The following is a 20,972-nucleotide window of genomic DNA, read 5'->3' as shown; positions in this document are numbered from 1 at the left end:
CTGTGGGCGCCGATAGGGACGCCAGCTAGGTATGACTCGCGTCTGTGTGACCGGAGGCCGGCAGAGTCACGGATTCAGGTGGCTACAGCGGCCACGCACAGCGCGAAAAATGGGACGAGAGTCGGGGAGACCTCAGTTCGAGGGAATGCCCTTCTGCGCCGCACCGATGAGGAGGACAGCGAAGAACGCGACCACGAGCCACTGTCCGGTCTGGGACGTGAGGGCGTCGGTCACCATCCCGAGGAGCGGGAGGCCGACGGCCTGCCCGAGCGCGAACAGTAGCAACACGACGCCGATGACCGTCAAACCGGCCCTGACAGCCGTGGTGGCGAACCACCGCGTGGCTGCGTCAACGGAGTCATCTCCCTGCGGGTCCGCGTCGTCTGACTGACCCTGTTCTGTGGTTCGACGACCGCCGTCGTTCGGCCCGTTTCGGTTCTGAGGCATTGCGTTTCCCCGGCCGGTTTTCGCGTCGCCGACACCTTATTAGCGGCCCGATAAACGCACGCGTCGCGCTCGTAGCGGGCGACGACCCTTCGTCGCGTCCCGGCGAGCCCCAGAGTCGGCTCCGACGGTACGTTCTTGTTACATTGGCGACAATACGTTCTATGGCAGCGTCACAACCGACGAACCGACTGGCCGACACGCTCGCGGCGGGTGGCGTCGCGCTGGGTATCCTCGACAACACCTACAGCCCGACGGTCGTGGAGTTCTGCGGCGGTCTGGGGCTGGACTTCGTCTGGCTCGACTTCGAACACGGCGGGCCGGACCCGTGGGACGCGGACGCCGTCGAACACCTCCTCCGGGCGGCCGAGCGGGCGGGTATCGAACTCCTCGTCCGTCTCCCCAACACGGACCCGACGCTGGTCCGCAAGGCGCTGGACCTCGGGGTCAGAACCGTCTTCCTCCCCCGCGTCGAGACGGCCACAGAGGTCCGCGAAGCGGTGCGCTCGGCCCGATTCCGGTACGACGGCGGCCCGGGAAGGCGGGGGTTGGGAGCGCCGCGCGCCCGTCGCTGGGGCCTCGCCGAGGAGTACGTCGCCACCGAGGACAGCGAGACGCTGGTCGGGACGACAGTCGAGACGGCCGCCGCCGTCGAGAACCTCGACGAGATTCTCGCCGTCCCCGAACTCGGGTTCGTCTTCGTCGGACCGCTCGACCTCTCGGTGTCGCTCGGGCACCCGGGCGAACTCGACCACCCAGACGTGCAGGACGCCGTCGAGACGGTCCGCGCGGCGGCCGTCGATGCGGGCGTCCCCGTCGGCGGTCTCGGGTTCGGGATGGACGACGTCAACGAGAAGGCGGCCGACGGCTACCAGATGCTGAACCTCGGGTCCACGACCGGGGCGCTCCAGCAGACCGTCGAGGGGTGGCTCGACGCCTTCGAGGGCGAGCGACCTGGTTCGGACTGACGGTCGACGCGTCGCTCACTCGGGGCGTGGCCGCTCGCTGGAGGCGACGCCGTGGAGTCGCAACAGCTCCCAGGTCAGGGACTTCGTCCACCTGACCCGGGTGCGACGAGTCGTGTTCTGTTTCGTCGTCTCGACGATGTAGGCCGTCTCGTTCAGGTCGCCGGCGACCTTCCGGGTGAGGCTCTTCCCGGAGCGCCCCATGGCGTTGCCCCGGCGGAACGACCGGTTCCCTTCGAGACCGTACTCGTCGTTCACTCGGGCGATGGCCGTCTCGGAGTGCGGGACGGCGTCGCCGGTCACGGTGGGGAACACCGCCTGTCCGACGCCGCCGTCGACGCCGTAGATGCCGTCGGAACTGTGCAGGTCGAGGACCACGTCGGCCTCGTGCCGGCGGAGGACGCTCCAGACGACGCGGGCCTGTCTGCTCGTCGGCCGGTCGCCGACGGGGAACTGCGCGTTCAGGTCGCGGCCGTCGACCTTGCGGGTCCGGTTACGGAGCGCGCGGGGGTTCGCCTCGGGGACGACGACGAGGGTGCCGCGTTCGACTTCCCACGTCGCCACGTCCCTCGCGGCCTCCGCGCCCGCCAGTTCGTTCCCGTGCTGGCCGCCGACGACGACGACGGTCGGTCCCGGCCGTCCGGAGTCGTAGACGTGGACGGTCGTCGCGTTCGCGCCCTCTCGGAGCGTGTACTGGTAGCGGCGCGGACCATCACCGGGTGTCGGGGTGGTCACCGTGCGAGTAGGTGTTGGCGTGTCAGTTCGGGTGGTCGTCGGCGTCGGCGAGTGGACGGACTCGGCCCCAGCCGTCGGCGTCTCCGCGGTCGACTGCGCCCCCGGGTCGTCGAACGGCATGGGAGCGAGGCCGCTGGCGAGCGACGTGCCGAACGGTAGCAGGCCGAGAGCGACGGCCACGAGGACTACGCCGATGACGGCGAGGGCCGCGTAGGCGGGTTTCGAGGGACCGAGCATGCGGAGTCGTCCGAACACAGCGGTTCCGTACCCATTCCTATCGGCCGGCTAAGCGGGTCGTGGTCGCTCTGTACGTGGCGAGCGCGTCGCTCACTCGTCGCCGGGGGACCGTTCGAGGTCGACTAGCGTCTCGTGGACGGTGCCGTTCGCCTGCGAACTCAGGATGAGATGTGCGGCCCCGGTGGCGGTCACGTCGTTGAGCCATTGGGCGAGGCGCCGACGGGTGCGGAACCGGGAGGTCATCGCCACGGCGGTCCGCCACGCGCTGTCCCGGCACTCGTCGATAGTGAAGACGGTGAGCCACTCGTCGACCCGACCCAGCGACTCGTCGAGGGCCGCGAGGCCGTCGGCGTCGCGGTCGGCCAGCGAGTGCTGTGCCCCGTCCACGAGGCCGGCGATGACCTCGATGACGGCGTCGTGGTCGGTGCGCCTCCTCGCCCGGACCGCGCCGGACCCGACGCCGACGTCGTCGAGCGCCAGAGCGAGGTCGTAGTTGATGTGAGCGTTCACGCCGAGGGCGGCGTCCTGTACGACCAGCGACTCGCCGCGGTCGGCGGCGTCGAACGCCAGACGCCACGGGGTCGGCAGGGCGGAGAGAGCGCCGCGCTCGTAGTCGAACACTGCTTGCCGGTAGCGGTTCGCGAACGCCACGAGGTACGCCCCCACCCAGTCGGGGTCGGCGAACTCGCCCCGCCCGACGCGCCCGGCGACGGTTGCCGTCATCCGGGCGTAGATGGTGAGAAAGACGGCCCGGCGGTCGGCCCGCGACTCGAAGGCGGTCTGTAACGCCCGCAGGCGTCGGTGGGCGTCTTCGACGTCCGCGTACGGCGTCTCGACCAGCGCCAGGAGGGCCGGGTCGCCCTCGCGGTCGGCGGGACCGGGCCGTCGCTCGCGGACGGCGCGGGCCGCGGACCGGGCCTGTCTGGTGCGCCGGCCCCCGGCCGGCGTGGTCGGTGCCATACGACTCTCTGGTCACGGGACGGAATAACCGTTTCCGCGGTGGGCGTCCACTCGGTAGCATCAGCGAACGGGCACGAACCGGTCGGCCGAAGAATCCGGTGTCGATTAGCCGGCAAATAAGCAACCCTTGCCGGGAGGTACGACGGGCCATGAGAGATTCGCAGTCGGGCGTAGAGAAGTCACAGCGAGCGAGTGTGACGGTCGTCGCGGTCGGCGTGGTGGTCGGTGTCCTCGTCCTCGCCGTCGGTGGGATGGTCGCCCTCGGCGTCGGTCCGTTCGCCGGCGGTGGCGACGCGCCGGCACAGGCGACGCCGTCCGCCTCCGACGGCGGTGGCGAGGCGCCGCCTGAGGACCACGTGCGCCCGTTCACTATCGACATCCGGAACATCGAACAGTGCGGGGAGACCTGTCGTGACGTGACCGTCTCCATCACGAACAACGGCGGGAACGCGCGGGAGAACGTCACGGTCACGACGACCATCTACTCGGGGAACGACTCCGTCTGGCAGGGCGAGGAGTCGCTGGGGGCGCTCGCCTCCGACGAGACGCGCACCCGGACCAAGCGCATCGACGTCGGGTTGGTTGGCGGCGCGAAGATAAAGCAGAACGACGGGCAGGTGACCATCGAGACGGTGGTCCACTGGAACGGCGGGTCGGCGACGTTCAGCGAACGCCGGGACGTGACCTGACTCGTCTCGGCAGACCGCCGACGCTGACGCTCGGCGTCGCTCCCGGGAGGTTCGGTTAACCTCTGATTAAGCGTACTGCAGGAGACATATCTGATTCATAGGAATAGGGAGTGGCCGCATCTGTGTCCGTATGCAACACCTCAGTAGGCGGAGCGTTCTCACTGCCCTCGGTCTCGCCGCAGGCGGGGTCGCGGCGGGGGACGCGGTCTACGCCGCCGCCCAGTCCACTTCGGTCCCCTCCTCCCAACTACAGTACGACGCCGCCAAGACCGGATACACGGACGCCGCCGCGCCCTCGACGAAACTCCGGCCGGCGTGGCGGTTCCGGCGCACCGGCGCGTCAGGGTGCGCCTCCGCGCCCGCGATAGCAGACGGAACGCTGTACGTCGTCTCGAACACCTCGGGGCGCACCGGTATCGTCCAAGCCGTGAACGCGGACGGGACCGAAAAGTGGCGCACGGAGACGGACGTGGCGCAGTGTTCACCGGCGATAGCCGACGGACTGGTGTTCGTCTGGGGTCGCGCGGGGACGCTGGTCGCGTTGGACGCCGCGACCGGCGAGCAACGGTGGTCGCTCGGCGACACCGGAAGCCAGTACGAATCGTCACCGACGGTCGCCGACGGCACCGTCTATCTCCCCCATCCGGCCCGGGACGGTGAGTTCGCCGCGCTGAACACGGCCGACGGTACCGAGCAGTGGTCGCTCGCCCCAGTCCTGCCCGGCAGCCCGATGTCGATGACCTCGGCGGCCGTCGCCGACGGCGTCGCCTACTTCGCCGTGGGCACGGACGCCGGCCTCGGCGAACTGTACGCCGTCGACGCCGCCAGCGGCGAACAGCAGTGGGGCGCAGGCTTCCCCCGCGAAGGGCGGTACACCGGCAACATCGCGACTCCGACCGTCGCTGGCGGCCGGGTCTTTTTCGCCACCAACAACGCCGTCTTCGCCTTCTCGCTCGACGGGGCCGAGCAGTGGCGGGCCACAATCGACGGGTTCACGCCCCGGTACTTCACCGAGCAGTCGCCCGCCGTCGCGGACGGCACCGTCTACTTCCCGGACGGGGACGGCCTGTCCGCGTTCGACGCGGCCTCCGGCGAACGGGAGTGGACGTTCGAGCCGTCACAGGTGACCGTCAGCAGTTCGCCGTCGGTCGCCGGCGACACCGTCTACGTCGGGACCGAGCGAGCGGGCGTGTACGCGCTGGACGCCGCCAGCGGCGACCCCGTCGGGCAGTACCGGTCCAGCCCCGACGTGCGGGTCATCGTCCCACCGGTGGCCGTCGACGGGCGGGTGTACGTCGGCGAGTTCTCCGAGGCGGACGACGCCGCGCCGTCCCTCGTCGCGCTGGAATCGGGCGAGGAGTCGGCCGCCTCGGCCGAACCCGACCCGGCCTTCGACGCCCCCGACGAGGTGTTGCGGGGGATGCCAGCGTCCTTCGAGAACCGCTCCGACTCGTTCGGCGACTTCACCGCCGTCGCCGGCGGGGCGACGTTCCGGTGGGACTTCGACGGCGACGGCGAGACGGACGTTCGGACCGACGACGTGACCGAGTCCGCAGAGCACACGTTCGAGGAGAGCGGCCAGCAGACGGTGACGCTCACCGTCGAGAACGACTACGGGTGGACCGCCTCGATAGGCAAGACCGTCTCCGTCTCCGAGAACACCTACGAGGGGCCGGTGGCCCGCATCGAGACGGACCCGGCCGACGCCGAGGACCGGACGTTCGAGAGCGGCGCGACGGTGGACCTCGACGCCAGCGCCTCGACGGCCGGGACCAGCGATATCGCGTCCTACGAGTGGACCGTCAACGGGCACGACGAGCGCTCCGGCGTGGCGACGACCGTCGAACTGGACGGCGTCTGTGGCGACTGGCGCGTCTCGCTGACGGTCACCGACGAACAGGGCGTCACCGACGAGGCGGCCATCGTCCTGCACGTCGGCGACTGACCTACTCGGCGCGTTCCTCCGGCGGGATGAACGACCCGACGGAGACCGTGTACAGCGTCACCGTCGCCACGCGGAGGATGTAGACGACGAGGACCGCGAGCGGCGAGAAGACGACGCCGGTGGCGACGCTGGCGACCACCGGGAGGGACGCCACGGGGAGGGTCGTCGACCCACTCGGCCCGCCGTACACCTGCGCGAGGTAGAAGGTGACCAACAGGGCCGGGACGCCCGTGTAGATGAGTTGCCGGGAGAGGGCCGCGAGGTCCTGCTGGACGGCCAGCGTCTTGAAGAACTGCCGGATAGTGGCGATACCCTTCAGCAGTTCGAGGATGTCCTCGAGGGCCTCCGCGGCCGACTCGGGGAGTTCGCGGTCGGCCCCCCGTTCGAGCGCCCGTGCGTCGTCGATGAGGTCGGCGTACTCGGTGCCGAAAGTGAGCGCGAGCACCTCGAACGTGCTCTCGGAGTCCTCGCCGGATTCGAGGTGGGCGGCGTAGGTCACGAGGTCCGACGCCAGCGACTTGGTGGTCTCGCGGTGGGCCTCGCTCACGTCGTCCGCTTGCTCGACCTGCCGCTCGAGTTCGGCCGCCCGCTCTTCGAGGGTGCGGGCGACCAGCGAGAGGAACGACCCGGGGTCGTTCGGACTCGCGTCGACGCCCGCGATGTCCTCGACGGAGCGCCGGAAGTCGAGGTTCCCCTCCAGTCGGTCCGTGAGGTCGGCCGGAGCGCCGAACACCCGCGAGAGGATGAGTTGGTTGATGGAGAGGGTGACGGTGACGATGGTCGCCAGCGCACCGAGCATCCCGCTCGACAGCACGGAGGCGAACGTGCTACCCGGTCCGACGTAGACGACGCCCGCGGCTATCAGGCCGCCGGTCAGTCCGACCAGCGACAGGAGCGCGACGGCCGACAGCGCCGTCCTGCTCCCGGTCAACAGTACCCAGCGCTTGGCCGGGAGGTCGGTCGGACCCGACCAGCCGGACCGTTCGGTCTCGGACATGCAACTGCGTCGTCGGTTCAGATGCCAGCACAATAAGTGGAGGTTCCGCGGAGCGAGACGGCGGCGGCGTTCCGGGAGGGGCCTACTTCTCGTCGTCCGTCTCGACGTCGATGTGGTGGGCCTCCTGCTCTGACCGCTCGTCGCTCCCGAGGAGTTTCGAGCGCACGTCGTCCGCGAACGACTCGACCTGATTCCGGAGCGTGCTGACCTCCTGTTCGAACTCGTCGACCGACCGCTCGACGTAGTGGACCCGCTGTCTCGGAATCCGGCGGACGACGTCCCGGTCCTCGTCCTCGTCGGTCTTGAGTATCCAGTGGTCCTGGAAGTAGGCGATGTGTTCGTTCTCGACGGTCCGTTCGACGGTGCCGTCCTCCGGTGTTTCGTACACTATCGTCGCCGTGCCGAGGTCGTCGTCGACCATACTCGACCGGTGGGGCCTGTGCCGGTTATGCCCTGCGGCCACCGACGAATAAACTTTCAACCGGTGGTTGTTTCTCCTTTCGAAGCCCCCTTTCGGGTGTCCGGTCTACGGTCCCCGATGTCAGAGACGAACCGCGTCTATCGGTTGGCGAAACGCCCCGAGGGAACACCGGCGCGAGACACCTTCGAACTGTCCGAGGAGGCGGTTCCGGACCCCGGCCCGGGCGAGGCGCTCGTCCGGACGCTGTACCTCTCCGTCGACCCGTACATGCGCGACCGGATGCGCGAGGGCGAGTCCTACGCCGACCCGTGGGACGTGGGCGACGCGCTTCGCGGCGGCGTCGTCGGCGAAGTCGTCGAATCGAACGGCGCGGGCCTCGAGGCCGGCGACGTGGTCACGGGCAACCTCCGGTGGGCCGACTACTCCACCGCGCCGGGGACGGAACTGACGCCCGTCGACCCCGACGTCGCGCCGCTCTCGACGCGACTCGGCGTCCTCGGGATGCCCGGCCTGACCGCCTACTTCGGGACGCGAGAGGTCGCCCAACCGTCGGCCGGCGACACGTTCGTCGTCACCGGAGCGGCCGGCGCCGTCGGGTCCGTCGCCGGTCAACTGGCGAAACTGCAGGGCGCCCGCGTCGTCGGGTTCACCGGGTCCGACGAGAAAGTCGCCTTCGTCGAGGACGAACTCGGCTTCGACGCCGCCATCAACTACAAGACGACCGACGACTACCGGGCGGCGCTCGACGAGGCCGCGCCGGACGGCGTCGACGCCTACTTCGACAACGTCGGCGGCGAGATAACCGACGCGGTGTTCACGCGGTTGAACGTGGACGCGAGCGTGGCGGTCTGCGGACAGATTTCGATGTACAACGACGAGGAGGTGCCCGTCGGCCCGCGCAAACTCGCCCAACTCATCCAGACCCGCGCCAGCGTCGAGGGGTTCCTCGTCGGGGACTTCGAACCTCGGTTCGAGCAGGCGGCCGAGCGCCTCGGCCAGTGGGTCGCCTCGGGCGACGTCGACTACCGCGAGACCGTTACCGAAGGGTTGGAGAACGCTCCGGACGCCTTCCTCGGCCTGTTCGAGGGCGAGAACGTCGGGAAGCAACTCGTGCAGGTCGCAGAGCGGGACCCCGGTCAGTAGTCGTAGACGGCGGCGACGATTCCGGCGGTCTGCCCGACGTTCGTCGACGCCAGACCCGCGAGAACGAACGCGGAGAGAGATGCGAAGACGCCGACGGCGTACGCGACGGCCCCGCCGACGCTCAGAGCCGCGCCGACGGTGTACGCCCGGGGATGTCTGTCCACGTGCAGGCCCGTGTACGCGAGGCCCGCGGCGGGGACGAGCATCCACCCGAGGACGGTGGCGGTAAGGAGCGGGTCGAACGGCGGGTCGGCCAGCAAACCGGCGGTGCCGGCGAGCGTGACGACGAGTCCCACGAGCAGGACTCGACGCCACGCCAGCAACACGCCGTCGGTCATCTCGCGCCACGAGAGGACGGCGAAGGCGGCGATGATGCCGTCCATGACGAAGTGCGCGATGAGGACGGTCCGCAGCGTCAGCGCGTCCAGATGTGCGGCGGTGGCGAACGTCCACGCCAGCGGTACGAGTACCACCGGCCCGTTCTCCCGCAGTCGGCGGAGCATACCACCACTCATGACGGGGACTCACAAGAACGGTGTCCCTACGCGGCCCGTGGCAGTTCGACGACGAAGTGGGTTCCCGGGTGGCCGTCCTCGGCCAGACAGATGCCCCCGCCGAAACTCTCGACCAGCGTCTCGACGAGGTGGAGGCCGCCACCGTGTGTCTCGCCTGCGCGCGCGGTGAATATGTCCCCGCGTCTGTCCGGCGGGATGCCCGGTCCGTCGTCTACGACGTGGAGTCGGACCGTCTCGGCGGTTCGTTCGACGGTGACGGCCACCGTCGGGACCCCGTCGTTGTGTTCGATGGCGTTCTCGACGAGGTTCTTCACGACCGGTTGGACCGCCTCGTTCGCGCGGACCGTCGCTTCCTCGGGCGCGTCGAGCGTGAGCGTCGCCTCGTAGGTGTCCCGGGCCGTATCGAGGACGTCGTCGACGACGGGCACGAGGTCGACGCGGTCGAACCCGGTTTCGGAGGACAGCGCGGCCGCGATGGCACCGGCGTTGGTGACGAGTTCGTCCATCTCCCCGACCTGTCGTTCGATGGCCCGCGCCGCCGTCCGCGTCGCCTCGGACTGGGCGTCGCTCAGCAGGACGTTCGCACGTCCGTCGATGACGGTCAGTCCGTTGGTGATGTCGTGGCGGAGGAGGCCGTTGACGAACGTGAGCGTGTGTGCGGCGCGCTCGGCCCGGTCAGCGTCTTGCCGGGTCCGGGCGGCGAAGTAGCCGGCGACGGCCCCGGCGACGGCTCCCGTGTCGGCTGCCAACAGCATGACGAACTCGGGTTCGGCGACGACCCGTCCCTCAGACCACCGGACGAGGACGCTCAGCCCGATGACGACGGCGAACAGTAATCCGCCCAGGAGACTCCAGACGGACACCGTCCAGATTCGCTCGGTGGGAAACCCGTTCCGAACCAGTCGGTAGCTCCCGTAGACGAGCGCCAACGGGAGGACTCCGTCGAGCGCGAACGCGACGGCCGGGCCGTTCAGCCCGCCCAGCGCACTGGCTTCGACACCGAGATGCCACACGGCGGCCATCCCAGACAGTGCCACCCCGAGGCCGGTGAGCAACCACGGTGCCGCCTGGTGTCCCGCCGTCCGGTCCATGCGTCGGATATCCTCAGTAAAGTCATAGTTCTTGTGAACGAGCGGAGCGCGACAGCATCGAAATACCGTCGGTAGAGTGGCTGTATCGGCCTTACTCGGTCGACGGTGGCCGTACCGGAACTGTTATCCGTGGTCCCGGTCACTCTCCGAGTGCAATGGCGAAAGGAACGGTTGATTTCTTCAACGACACTGGCGGTTACGGTTTTATCGAAACTGAGGACGCGGACGAGGACGTTTTCTTCCACATGGAGGACGTTGGCGGTCCGGACCTCGAAGAAGGACAGGAACTCGAATTCGACATCGAAGAGGCAGACAAGGGTCCGCGCGCGACCAACGTCACGAGGCTCTAACGATGGCGAAAGGCAAAGTCGACTTCTTCAACGACACTGGCGGGTACGGCTTCATCGACACCGACGACGCGGACGAGGACGTCTTCTTCCACATGGAAGACGTCGGCGGTCCTGACCTCGAAGAGGGGCAGGAAGTCGAGTTCGACATCGAGCAGGCGGACAAGGGTCCGCGTGCGACGAACGTCACGAGGCTCTAACGATGGCGAAAGGCAAAGTCGATTTCTTCAACGACACTGGCGGGTACGGTTTCATCGACACAGACGACGCGGACGAGGACGTCTTCTTCCACATGGAAGACGTCGGCGGTCCTGACCTCGAAGAGGGGCAGGAAGTCGAGTTCGACATCGAGCAGGCGGACAAGGGTCCGCGTGCGACGAACCTCGAACGGCTGTAAGACGGGTTCTGTCTTCAGCCAGCACAGTATTTTCACCGAGGAGCGACCGCGACGGTCAGGACTCCGTGAGCGGCGTCGCCGCGCGATAGACGAGTTCCATCGGCCGACCAGTCGCGTCCGTCGGCGGGTCCGCGGGGAGCGTCCGCAGGTCGCTGTCGCCGGGCCGGGAGGTGTAGGCGAGCACCACGGCGTCGAGGACGTCGGCCACCGCCACCTCGTGGCCGTCGGTGGCCTCGGCCGCCCGCTGGACGACGGGCGCGGCGTCCCTGTCGTAGTGGGCCAGCGTCCGCATCCGCTCGGCGTAGCCGCCGGCCGTCTCGCGGTCGTACGAGAGTGGCTCGCCGGCGAGCGCTCGGAAACAGACCTCCGGGTGAGCCTCCCGGACGAGGGCGGCGGCCTCCGGCACTTCCCGCAGGAGTTCGTCGCACATCGCGATGCCCGCTCTGGCCTCGAAGGCGTCTTCGGAGAGGGGGTCGCCCGTCTTGCGCTCGTGGACTCGATTGGCCGCGGAGTACCGCCGCTTTCTGGTCGCTTCCCGAACCGGCGGGTCGAAGACCGTCGAACTCTGGGGGCCCAGCACCGACCGCGCGAGCGCGTCACAGCGCCGGACCGGGTCGCCGGACTCGACGAGGCCGACGGGCACGTCGACCAGTATCCGTGCGGCCGTCTCCTCGTAGCGCGCCCAGCAGTCGCCGACGCCGTCGAACACCGACGCGTGGTCGTAGCCGTCCGGACCGAAGGCGACGGCCACCCACGGGCCGCCGCTCCAGTGGACGCCGACGTACAGTTGCCCAGCCATCGGTGGATATCGGTGACGGGCGTACAAAGGTCTGACCCGGTCTGGGCGCTCGCTCGACAGTCCGTCTCACTCCTCGGACCCGACGAACACCGTCCGCAGACGCGCGCCGCAGTGGGGACAGCACAGGTCTGCCACCCGTCTAGACCGTCGGCGGTGAAAAACGACCCGCCGGGACGCTTTTTCGCGTCGCACCCGACCAGTCACCTATGGACGGTGTCGTACTGGCCGCCGGCGAAGGGACCCGGATGCGCCCGCTGACGGCCGACCGACCGAAGGGACTCGTGGAAGTCGACGGCTGCCCCCTCCTCTCGCACGCGTTCGACGCGCTCCTGTCGGTCGGCGCCGACCGGTTGGTCGTCGTCGTGGGCTACCGGGGGGAAGACGTCGTCGACCACTACGGCGGCAGCTATCGGGAGACCCCGCTCGAGTACGTCAGACAGGACGAACGGCTGGGGACCGCCCACGCGCTGGAACAGGCGTTCCCGGTCGTGTCGCCGCCGCTCGTCGTGCTGAACGGGGACAACGTCTGCCGGGCGAACCTCGACGCGGTGGTCGGGGGGCACCGCGAGACGGACGCGGCGGCGACCCTGCTGGTCGAACGCGTGTCCCGCGAACAGGCCCGGCAGACCGGCGTCGTCGAGACGGACGCCGAGGGCCGGGTCACCGGCCTCGTGGAGAAACCCGACGACCTACCGTCGACGCTCGTCACGCGCGGGTTCTACGCCTTCGACGCCGCAATCGAACCCGCCGTCGCGGACGTCACGCCGTCGGCCCGCGGTGAGTACGAACTGGCCGACGCCATCGACCGCCTCGTGCGGGCGGGCCACCGCGTGGAGACGGTCGAACTGGCGGGGTGGTGTCGGAACGTCAACGACCCTGCCGACCGGGCGGCGGTGACCGACCGGTTGCAGTCGCTCGACGGTACAGAGAACGGAGAGTGAGGTTGGTGCGAGGGCCTCAGCCTTCCATCCCGCTGAACGACAGGCCACCCTCGATGTACCGCTGTGCGAAGAGGTACACGAGCATGATGGGCGTCGCGAAGGTGAGCGCGAAGGCGGAGAAGCGCGCCCACGGGATGGAGTACTCGCCGACGAGCGAGTAGAGGCCGACCGGCAGGGTGTAGTTCTCCGTGCCCAGCAGCGTCTGGGCGACGACGAACTCGGTCCACCCGGTCAGGAATATGAAGATGAACACCGTCGCCAGTCCGGCGGCGGACATCGGGAGGATGACCTCCGTGACCACGCGCCACGGTGGCGCGCCGTCGACGACGGCGGCCTCCTCGTAGGAGACGGGGATGCCGTCCATGTACGTCTTCAACAGCCACGTGTTGAACGGCACGGCCGTCGCGGCGTAGTACACCGCCAGCGCCAGTTTGCTGTTGTTGATGCCGAACTGGACGTAGATGGCGTACATCCCGATGAGCAGGGCGACGCCGAGACCGCCGCCGACCTGCGTCAGGAGCACGTAGACGAACAGAATCTTCCGGCGGAAGAGGAACTCGCGCCGGGAGAGCGCGTACGACGCCGGGATGATGAGCGACATCGCGATGAGCACCGTCGGGATGGCGACGGTGACGCTGTTCCAGAGGAACTTCTTGAAGTCCGACGGCCGCTCGACCCCGTAGTTCGCGGCGTCGAGCAGCGTCACCTCGGGCGTGTTGAACACGAGCGCGAGGTCGGTCAGCGGGATGCTGACGGAGATGGCGTACCCCGGGACGATGAGGTCGCCGACCACCCAGATGAACGGTTTCAGGGTCGGGTCGGCCGGAATCAGCGTGAAGCTCTCGGAGGTGTACAGCGACGCGCCGCTACCCGACAGCGCGGCCATCAGAATCCAGTAGATGGGGAAGAGAAGCGCCAGCACCATCATCGTCGCCAGCACCGTCGAGACGGCGACTTTCACGACTTCGGAGGCCGGCACTTCGCCGCGCTGGACGGCTTCGGCGGTGTACTTCCACTGCCTGAGCGTGTCGACGGGCGTCGTCGCGAGGTTCTTCGCGTCGGAGGAGAGCTTCCGGCCGATGTTCGAGAGGAGTCCCATCAGTCACTCACCCCGTCGGCGAGGCGCCCTTTCTTGACGTTGAGCCACATGAATGCGCCGATGAACACCAGCGCGACGATGCTGATGGCGGCCCCGCGACCGTACTCCTGGAACTGGAGCGCTTCGCGGTAGCCGTAGACGACCAGCAGTTCGTTCGCTCGCGCGGGCCCCCCTTGGTTGAACACGAAGGGGATGAGGAACTGCTGGAAGGAGGCCGCCGAGGTCAGGATGGTCGCGAACAGCACCGGCCGTTTGATGGACGGGAGCGTCACGTGGAGGAACCGGGAGACGAAGCCTGCGCCGTCGACGACGGCGGCCTCGTGGAGTTCCTCGGAGACGTCCTGTAGGGCGCTCACGGTGATGATGACCATAAACGGGTACGCGAGCCACGCCTCCGTGATGTTGTAGGCCATGAACGCGGTCCAGCGGCCCGAGAGCCACGCGACCGGTTCGAACCCGAAGCCGGTGAGGAACTGGTTCATCAGCCCGAACTGCGCCGAACTGAAGATGCCGCGCCACACCGTGATGGTGAAGATGGCCGGCAGGCCCATCGGGAAGATGATGAACGACCGCAGGAACCGCTTCCCGCGGACGAGGTCGCTGGTGACCACCAGCGCGATAGAGATGCTGGTCAGCACCTTCAGTACGACGCTGGTGGCGACGAACAGCCACGTCACGCCGAAGGAGTTCCAGAACTGCGGGTCGGTGAGCACGTCGGCGTAGTTCTCTAGTCCGACGTAGGTGGCGTCGCCGAACGTCAGAATCGAGACGACGCCCTCGCCGGCGAAGAGGTTCGCGGGTTCCGCGTTGGTGAACGAAATCCCGACGAGATAGACGACCGGGAACAGCATGAACGCCGAGAAGATGAACAGACCCGGGAGCACCAGCAGGAGCGAGGCGTCGCCGCGGCTGAGGAAGGGAACCTTCTCGACGCGGTTCGCGACGCGAGTTGCCGTACTCATTCTGGCTCGGGCTTACTCCCAGTTGCTGCGAATCTGCTGTGCGGCGTTTTCTAGTGCGCCCTGCGGGCTGGCGTCGCCGTTGAACGCCTGCGTGAGCGCGGTACCGACCGGGCCCCACACGTCGTCCATGCGCGGCGCGCTGGGCATCGGGACGCCTTGTCCGGCAGACTCCGAGTAGGCCTGCACCGCCGCGGGCAGGTCGCTGCTGCCGACGAGGCTGTCGAGGACGGGGATGGCGCCCTGCTCTTCGGCCAGACTGCTCAGGTGGTCCTCGTTGGTGACGAACCACTCGACGAACTGTCGGCCGGCCTTCGCGGCGGCGCCGCCCTCGGCCATCGGCTTGGCGAAGTACCAGACCGAGATACCCGTGTACGGGCTCGGAGTCCCGTCGCTCATCTCGGGGAAGCTGAACACCTCGTAGTTGATGTCGTTGCTGTTGATGCCCGACAGCGACCACGGACCGTTGATGGTGAACGCGGCGTTGCCCTCGGCGAAGGCGGCGGCCTGCGGTTCGTAGCTCGGGTCGTTCGGCATGTACGGACGGAGGTTCTCCAGCGCGAACTCCAGTCCGCGAACGGTCTCGTCCTTGGCGACGCCGAGCGGTTCGTCCGCGGCCGGGTCGAAGTAGTAGCCGCCGAACGCCTGCAGCCACGCGCTGGCGAAGTACGGGTCGAAGGGGTAGCCGAGGCCGTACTGGCCGTTGTCGGGGTCGTGGTGCTCTTCCATCATCGACACCATCTCGTCGACGCTACCGGGCACCGAGTCGACGATGTCGAGGTTCGCGATTGGGGTCACCGTCTCCGCGCCGTACGGCAGGCCGACGAGGTTCCCGTCGTACTGGACGGCGTTCCGGGCCGTCTCGGTGAACTGGTCGAGGCTGACCGACACCTGGTCGCTCTGGTCGACGACGAACCCCTGCTCGTAGGAGTTGCCGGCCCAGTCGTGCGCCCAGTCGAAAATCTGGGGGCCCTCGCCGGCCGGAATCGCGCTCGAGGTCTTCTGCTGGAGGTCGGAGATGTCCGCTCCGTCGACGGTGTGGCGGCTCTGGTCGTTGAACGTGGTGAGGACCTCTTCGCGGGTCGCCAGTTCGCTCTCGGCCAGCGAGTACCACGCGGTCGCCGTGCCGGCGGGGCCCTGACTCTCGGTCCCGCTGCTGCCGTCCGAACTGCCGTTGGACTCCCCGCCAGACCCGGAGCTACCGTCGCCGCTGTCTTCCTGCACGCTACATCCTGCCAGTGCCGCCGCCGCACCGACGCCACCGATCTGCTTTATCAGCGTTCTGCGGTCCATTGTCATGGATGGATAATGGATGAAATAGTCTTTCACAACTTAAATCATTCGGATGGTCACAAACGATTATCATATATGCGCCGATTCCAGCCGCTCGTCGAGGTCGCGAAAAACGAGAGCCGACGGCCGCGTCGTGCCGTCGATGTGCCAGCCCGACACGTCTATGATTATCCTCCATGCACAAAAATACTACGAAATTATACCTCGTCCCTGAAACGTGGTGGTTGAACGATTGCTCGACTTCTCGACCACACGTCGAAATCAAGGGGAACAGTAAAATACCGAGGTAGCAAGCCATGGCGTATGCACCACCCCGGTCCGCCGCGATTCTGTACGGTCGGTGAGGCTGTCGAACTGGCGCCGCGACGACCAGATTCGGAGGCCACGTTCCGGTGGCGACTCGCCGACGCGCCCGCAGACAGCACTATCTCGCTCGACGACGGTCCAGTCGTCCACCTCGAACCGGACGCGCCCGGCACCTACCGCGCGGAACTGGACGCACCGGACGGCACGCACACCCAGACTGTTCGGGCCTTCCCTGCTTCCGCGCGCGAGTCGGTCCGGTTCAGGGTCACCGCCGACGACGTGGTCGAGGGCGACCCCGAGGCGGTCGCCGACGCCGAGAACTGCGTCATCATGGGCCGGTTCAACGACTTCACGATGGGGACCCACTGGGCCACCGAGGAGAACGACGGCGAGTGGGTCTTCGAGACGGACCTCCCGCCGGGCACCCACAGCGTCATCTTCGCGTTCGACGGGGAGTTCGACCCCTTCGCCGACGACGAGGTGACCGTCGATGGCGCGGGCCGACCCCGCGTCGAACTGCAGGGGCGATGCGAGGGGGACACCGTCGTCGTCACCGCCGACGCACGCGCGGCCCCCGACGGGAGCGACCCCGACGTGGAGTTCCACCTCGACGACCGGGACGCCCTCGCCGAGGCCGACGTGACCGTCGAGGACGAGGAACTGCGCGTGCCCGCCGACTCCCTCCCCGTCCTCTCGCGGATTCACGCCGTCGCTGTGGCCGAACAGCACAGCATCGCCGACACGCTGACTGTCCACGCGGGCGAGGACGTCTCCTTCGAACGGCCCGCGGACGCCCCCGAGTGGGCCAGCGACGCCACCATCTACGAGATATTCGTCCGCGAGTTCGTCGGCGACGTCGCCGAGACGTCCTTCGCGGAAATCGAGCGCCGCGTGCCCTACATCGAGTCGCTTGGCGTCGACGTGGTGTGGTTCACCCCCGTCGTCCAGAGTCCCACGCGACACGGCTATCACATCACCGACCTGTTCGACACGGCGACGGACCTCGGCACGCGCGAGGAGTTCGCGTCGCTGGTCGATGCGCTCCACGACGCGGGCATCCGGGTCGTCTTCGACTTGGTCGTCAACCACACCTCGCGGGACCACCCGTACTTCCAGTTCCACCGTTCGGGCGTCCCCGGCTACGAGGACTACTACGAGCGGATTCCCGAGTCCCAGAACGTCACGGGCGTCGACTGGGCCGGCGACGACGCGGCGGGCCTGTACTTCAACTGGACGAAGATTCCGAACGTGAACTACGACTCGCTCGACGTCCGGCGCTGGATGCTCGACGTGGTCGACGAGTGGGCCGGCGAGGTCGACGGCTTCCGCTGTGACGTGGCGTGGGGGGTCCCCCACGGCTTCTGGAAGGAGGTCCGCGAGCGGGTGAAAGCCGAGGACGCCGAGTTCCTCCTGCTGGACGAGACGGTCCCGCGGGACCCCGGTTTCCGCGAGAACGAGTTCGACGTCCACTACGACACGGACTTCTACTTCACGCTCCGCGACGTCGGCAACGGAGAGGAACCGGCGACGGCGCTGTTCGACGCCTTGGAGGAGTCGCCGCGCCGGGGCTACCCCGACCGGTCGGTCCACATGCGTTACGTCGAGAACCACGACGAGGACCGCTACCGCGACGACTGTGGCGAGACGCCCCTGCGGGCCGCCGTCGGCGCGACGTTCACCGTCCCCGGCGCGCCGATGATTTACTACGGGCAGGAACGCGGCGTCGAGGACCAGCGAGGGACGATGCGCTGGCACGACGGCGACGCCGACCTCACCGACTTCCACCGCCGACTGGTGGCGCTCCGACAGGCCCACCCCGCCCTGCGCGCTCCGGGCGTCGACCCGGCCGAGTGGACCGTCGTCTCCGGCGACCCGGAGACCGTCGTCGCGTACACTCGCTCGGACGGCGACGAGACGCTGGCCGTCGTGCTGAACTTCGGGAGCGAGGACGCGACGGTGGCGCTGGACGCCGACGTGAGCGGTCACGACCTGCTCTCGGGGACGGACGTGGCGGCCGAGGAGGGACTCCGGGTGGCCGACGTGGTCGTCACGCCGGTCGAAGAGTAGCGGTCCGGTTTCTCGCCGCTTCAGTCTCCGGTGTAGGTCACCGTCTGTCGGTCGACGGCCAGCGACGCCTCGACCAACTCGCCGGGGTCCTCGACGGCGACGACGGTAATCGTCGTGCGGATGCCCGAGAGGGGGACGTCGACGGTCGCGCTCCCCTCGCTGACGGTGGCTCGCCGGGTCGTCCCGTCGGCGTGGACGAGCACTTCGGGGGCGTCCGTCTCCGCCTCGACGGTGACGGGCGAGTTCTCGGTGGTCGTCGGGAGGTCCGCGACCGACAGGGAGGGTCGTGGCCGCTCCGTGCCGAACCGCTCGGCGACGACGGCGGGCGTCTCGACGGGTTCGCCCGCGTCGATGCCGTGGGCGAGACGGACGAACTGAGCCATCGACCACGACAGCGGCGTCGCGGACCCGGTACCCTCGCCGAACGCCCAACCGTACTCGGTGGGTTCCTCGCGGTCCCACACCTGCTCTGGAATCATCCGGCCCTCGTTGGCGAAGTTCGCCATCGCTTCGAGCAACGCCTCGGGCGCGACGTCGTCGGGGCTGTCGGCCCGTCGGAGTTCGTACTCGCCGCGCTCGCCGGTGAAGATGGGCCAGAGACGCCCCTGTCCCTCGCTCGTCCACGGGTCGCCGCTCTCGGGTTCGCCGTAGCCGTCGCCGTTGTAGCGGTACCACGCCGGGCCGTTGGGCGTGTCGACGCGGATGGCGTCGTCGACGACGGCGACGGAGTTCTCGACGGTCGGGTCGTCGGCGGGCAGGACGCCGAGACGGACGAGTTCGAGGAAGCCGGCGTCGACGACGTTTCGCTCGTCGAGCGTCGGCCCGCCGTTGGCGAGGTCGCGGTCCGCGCCGTCGTCGGGGTCCGCGTCGTCGTCGACCCGGAAATAGTACGGTGTCGTCGTGTGTTCGTCGGTGCCCGTCGTCGTCGCGCACCACTCCTCGACGTTGCGCGCCCAGTCGTCGGCCGTCGCCAGCCATCGCAGTGCGTCGTCCCGTTCGCCAGCGTCGGCCGCCAGCGACGCCGCCGCGGTCAGCCCGGCGATTTCGGCGGCGATGGTCGACGGGGAGTAGCCGCTCTCTTCCTCCCACCGTTCCTGTTCGGTCGCCGGCCCGCTGTTGGCGACGTAGTCCGCCGAGGCTCGGACGTTCTCGAAGTCGTAGCTCGCGTCCTCGAACGCGATGCCGTGGCGGTCGGCCAACTGGTAGGCCATCACCAGCGGGAAGGCGATTTCGTCCATCTGCTCGCCGCCCCAGCGGGTGCGCCCGTCGAGGAACGTGTTCTGGGAGACGAACCCCGAGTCGTCCTGCTGGTACTCGAAGACGTACTCGACGGCGCGGCGCGCGCCCTCGACGTCGCCCATCGCCCGGAGCGTGGTGAAGGACTGGTAGAGGTCCCGCGCCCAGACGAAGTTGTAGCCGAAGTCGCTGGGGTTCGCCGCGCCGACGGCCGACCCCCACGGGACCGAGGGCGAGGCGATGCTGGCCCCGAGGTAGGTCTTGTCCTCGACGGCCGCGAGCGTCATCGCCGCCACCCGGTACTGGGTCAGGAGGTCGGCGTCCGCTGTGACGCTGTCGGGCACGTCGAGTTCGCCGAGGTACTCGCGCCACGCGTCCAGATACGCCGTCCGGACGACTTCGTGGTCGGCGTCGGCGGCGGCCGTCGCCGTCTCGCGGGCGGCGGCCTCGTCCCGGTCGGTCGCAAAGCCTACCGCCAGCGTCGTCTCGCCCGACCCCGACAGCACGCGGCCGGCCAGCGTCACCACGTCCTCGGCCTCGTCGCTGTCGGTCCACGCGACGGTTTCGAGGAGTCGCTGTCCGTCGTCGACCGAGAGCGCGCTGGCGCGGTCGAACCCGCCTTCACAGGCCAGCCCCATCGCCACGGCGTAGGGTTCGCTGTCCTCGCGGACGACGTGCTGGCTGTCGTTCTCGGTGCCGTCCCACGCGACGAGGGCGTCACCGTCTGCACCCGCCACGCGCCCCACGTCGGCCCCGGCGCTCTGTGAGCAGGCGGTGCGAGCGACGGCGTACACCTCCAGGGAGTCGTCGCCCTCGAAGGTCACGTCTCCGACGAGTGCGTCCCGGTCGGGGTCCGTGACCCACTCGACGGTCAGCGCCCAGTCCCCGTCGGTCGGAGTAGCGGCCTGTTCGTAGTGGAGGGCCTCGTCGGTGGCGAGGGTCGTCGACCTCTCGACGCCGTCGTCGATGGTCCGGTCGGCGTCGTGGGTCCGCCACGTCCGCCCCTCCTCGGGGTCGACGACGAGCAACTCCAGCGTCCGGAGGTTCAGCAGGTCGATTCGAGGGAACCGAACTTCCGTCACCGCCCCGGCGGTGAACGTCGCCCACACCCGCGAGGGGTCCTCCGTCCCGTGGTCCGGCACCGTCGCCACGCCGTACTTCTTCCCGGTGGTCCAGCGCGGCGGCCGGACGTCGAGCGATGTCTCCGTCGCCGTCGCTTCGGTGCCCGTCTCGGTGTCCTCGCCGTCGGTGTCGTCACCGCTCGTCTGACCGGGACACCCGGCCAGTCCCGCGAGACCGACGCCCGCCGCGGTCCGCATGAAGTCGCGTCGCCGTCTCATCCGTGCCTCCCGGTCGACCGTGGGACGTGAACCATTGACTACCCCT

21 protein-coding genes are annotated in these 20,972 nt (G+C 68.6%); 9 read left to right on the top strand and 12 right to left on the bottom strand.

The features are described 5' to 3' along the window. Positions 1-132 precede the first annotated feature (132 nt). A complete protein-coding gene (locus Hhyl6_RS06615) occupies positions 133-447 on the bottom strand; it encodes a hypothetical protein (protein ID WP_483738423.1) in 315 nt (104 codons plus the stop codon). Positions 448-608: 161 nt separating this feature from the next. On the opposite strand from Hhyl6_RS06615, the gene Hhyl6_RS06610 reads away from it, so the two are divergent. Continuing rightward, on the top strand, positions 609-1,412 hold the full coding sequence (locus Hhyl6_RS06610; protein WP_483738422.1) for an HpcH/HpaI aldolase family protein: 804 nt from the start codon (positions 609-611) through the stop codon (positions 1,410-1,412). A 15-nt stretch (positions 1,413-1,427) separates the two neighbouring features. On the opposite strand, the gene Hhyl6_RS06605 is transcribed toward Hhyl6_RS06610, so the two are convergent. Together Hhyl6_RS06605 and Hhyl6_RS06600 are read right to left on the bottom strand one after the other, a co-directional pair. After that, complete coding sequence (locus Hhyl6_RS06605; protein WP_483738421.1) at positions 1,428-2,381, bottom strand: succinylglutamate desuccinylase/aspartoacylase family protein; 954 nt, start codon at positions 2,379-2,381, stop codon at positions 1,428-1,430. A gap of 90 nt (positions 2,382-2,471) precedes the next feature. Further along, positions 2,472-3,341, bottom strand: a complete 870-nt coding sequence (locus Hhyl6_RS06600; RefSeq protein ID WP_483738420.1) for a DUF5995 family protein — start codon at positions 3,339-3,341, stop codon at positions 2,472-2,474. A 149-nt stretch (positions 3,342-3,490) separates the two neighbouring features. On the opposite strand from Hhyl6_RS06600, the gene Hhyl6_RS06595 reads away from it, so the two are divergent. Both Hhyl6_RS06595 and Hhyl6_RS06590 read left to right on the top strand, forming a co-directional pair. After that, the gene (locus tag Hhyl6_RS06595; RefSeq protein WP_483738419.1) at positions 3,491-4,030 is read left to right on the top strand and encodes a hypothetical protein; all 540 of its coding nucleotides are present in this window, start codon (positions 3,491-3,493) and stop codon (positions 4,028-4,030) included. Between the two features lie 130 nt (positions 4,031-4,160). Next, positions 4,161-5,975 carry an outer membrane protein assembly factor BamB family protein gene (locus Hhyl6_RS06590; RefSeq protein ID WP_483738418.1) on the top strand — a complete coding sequence of 605 codons (1,815 nt, stop codon included), beginning with the start codon at positions 4,161-4,163 and terminating at the stop codon, positions 5,973-5,975. Position 5,976: 1 nt separating this feature from the next. On the opposite strand, the gene Hhyl6_RS06585 is transcribed toward Hhyl6_RS06590, so the two are convergent. After that, complete coding sequence (locus tag Hhyl6_RS06585; protein WP_483738417.1) at positions 5,977-6,972, bottom strand: DUF7972 family membrane protein; 996 nt, start codon at positions 6,970-6,972, stop codon at positions 5,977-5,979. A gap of 82 nt (positions 6,973-7,054) precedes the next feature. Next, complete coding sequence (locus Hhyl6_RS06580) at positions 7,055-7,393, bottom strand: hypothetical protein (protein ID WP_483738416.1); 339 nt, start codon at positions 7,391-7,393, stop codon at positions 7,055-7,057. 117 nt (positions 7,394-7,510) lie between these two features. Between Hhyl6_RS06580 and Hhyl6_RS06575 the strand changes: the two genes are divergently transcribed. Next, positions 7,511-8,536 (top strand): NADP-dependent oxidoreductase, encoded by a 1,026-nt coding sequence (locus Hhyl6_RS06575; protein WP_483738415.1) that lies wholly within the window; start codon positions 7,511-7,513, stop codon positions 8,534-8,536. Here Hhyl6_RS06575 and Hhyl6_RS06570 read toward each other — a convergent pair. Further along, complete coding sequence (locus Hhyl6_RS06570) at positions 8,530-9,039, bottom strand: hypothetical protein (RefSeq protein ID WP_483738414.1); 510 nt, start codon at positions 9,037-9,039, stop codon at positions 8,530-8,532. The genes Hhyl6_RS06575 and Hhyl6_RS06570 overlap by 7 nt on opposite strands. Before the next feature lie 38 nt (positions 9,040-9,077). Then, positions 9,078-10,142 (bottom strand): ATP-binding protein, encoded by a 1,065-nt coding sequence (locus Hhyl6_RS06565; protein ID WP_483738413.1) that lies wholly within the window; start codon positions 10,140-10,142, stop codon positions 9,078-9,080. Positions 10,143-10,297: 155 nt separating this feature from the next. On the opposite strand from Hhyl6_RS06565, the gene Hhyl6_RS06560 reads away from it, so the two are divergent. From Hhyl6_RS06560 to Hhyl6_RS06550, 3 genes are read left to right on the top strand one after another with little or no spacing between them, the layout of a single operon-like run. Next, positions 10,298-10,492, top strand: coding sequence for a cold-shock protein (locus Hhyl6_RS06560; protein ID WP_166968122.1), 195 nt, complete (start codon positions 10,298-10,300; stop codon positions 10,490-10,492). 2 nt (positions 10,493-10,494) lie between these two features. After that, complete coding sequence (locus tag Hhyl6_RS06555; protein WP_220617916.1) at positions 10,495-10,689, top strand: cold-shock protein; 195 nt, start codon at positions 10,495-10,497, stop codon at positions 10,687-10,689. A gap of 2 nt (positions 10,690-10,691) precedes the next feature. Beyond that, positions 10,692-10,886: a cold-shock protein gene (locus Hhyl6_RS06550; protein ID WP_123537499.1), complete on the top strand. Its 195-nt coding sequence runs from the start codon at positions 10,692-10,694 to the stop codon at positions 10,884-10,886. A 55-nt stretch (positions 10,887-10,941) separates the two neighbouring features. Here Hhyl6_RS06550 and Hhyl6_RS06545 read toward each other — a convergent pair whose 3' ends face one another. Further along, positions 10,942-11,685 carry a DUF429 domain-containing protein gene (locus Hhyl6_RS06545; protein ID WP_483738412.1) on the bottom strand — a complete coding sequence of 248 codons (744 nt, stop codon included), beginning with the start codon at positions 11,683-11,685 and terminating at the stop codon, positions 10,942-10,944. A gap of 206 nt (positions 11,686-11,891) precedes the next feature. Here Hhyl6_RS06545 and Hhyl6_RS06540 point away from each other — a divergent pair, with 206 nt between their 5' ends. Then, positions 11,892-12,626, top strand: a complete 735-nt coding sequence (locus tag Hhyl6_RS06540; protein ID WP_483738411.1) for a nucleotidyltransferase family protein — start codon at positions 11,892-11,894, stop codon at positions 12,624-12,626. 16 nt (positions 12,627-12,642) lie between these two features. Here Hhyl6_RS06540 and Hhyl6_RS06535 read toward each other — a convergent pair whose 3' ends face one another. From Hhyl6_RS06535 to Hhyl6_RS06525, 3 genes are read right to left on the bottom strand one after another with little or no spacing between them, the layout of a single operon-like run. Continuing rightward, positions 12,643-13,725: a sugar ABC transporter permease gene (locus Hhyl6_RS06535; RefSeq protein ID WP_483738410.1), complete on the bottom strand. Its 1,083-nt coding sequence runs from the start codon at positions 13,723-13,725 to the stop codon at positions 12,643-12,645. Next, complete coding sequence (locus tag Hhyl6_RS06530) at positions 13,725-14,687, bottom strand: carbohydrate ABC transporter permease (RefSeq protein ID WP_483738409.1); 963 nt, start codon at positions 14,685-14,687, stop codon at positions 13,725-13,727. Before Hhyl6_RS06530 ends, Hhyl6_RS06535 begins: the two co-directional genes overlap by 1 nt. A 12-nt stretch (positions 14,688-14,699) precedes the next feature. Next, on the bottom strand, positions 14,700-15,983 hold the full coding sequence (locus tag Hhyl6_RS06525; RefSeq protein ID WP_483738408.1) for an extracellular solute-binding protein: 1,284 nt from the start codon (positions 15,981-15,983) through the stop codon (positions 14,700-14,702). A 297-nt stretch (positions 15,984-16,280) separates the two neighbouring features. On the opposite strand from Hhyl6_RS06525, the gene Hhyl6_RS06520 reads away from it, so the two are divergent. Then, positions 16,281-18,350 carry an alpha-amylase family glycosyl hydrolase gene (locus tag Hhyl6_RS06520; protein ID WP_483738407.1) on the top strand — a complete coding sequence of 690 codons (2,070 nt, stop codon included), beginning with the start codon at positions 16,281-16,283 and terminating at the stop codon, positions 18,348-18,350. Positions 18,351-18,370: 20 nt separating this feature from the next. Here Hhyl6_RS06520 and Hhyl6_RS06515 read toward each other — a convergent pair whose 3' ends face one another. Further along, the gene (locus Hhyl6_RS06515; protein ID WP_483738406.1) at positions 18,371-20,926 is read right to left on the bottom strand and encodes a glycoside hydrolase family 15 protein; all 2,556 of its coding nucleotides are present in this window, start codon (positions 20,924-20,926) and stop codon (positions 18,371-18,373) included. Between the last annotated feature and the right edge of the window lie 46 nt (positions 20,927-20,972).

Source organism: Haloarcula sp. H-hyl6 (genome assembly GCF_056934455.1).
The sequence above is the reverse complement of the archived record's forward strand: the minus strand, read 5'-3'. Positions and strand labels throughout refer to the sequence as shown.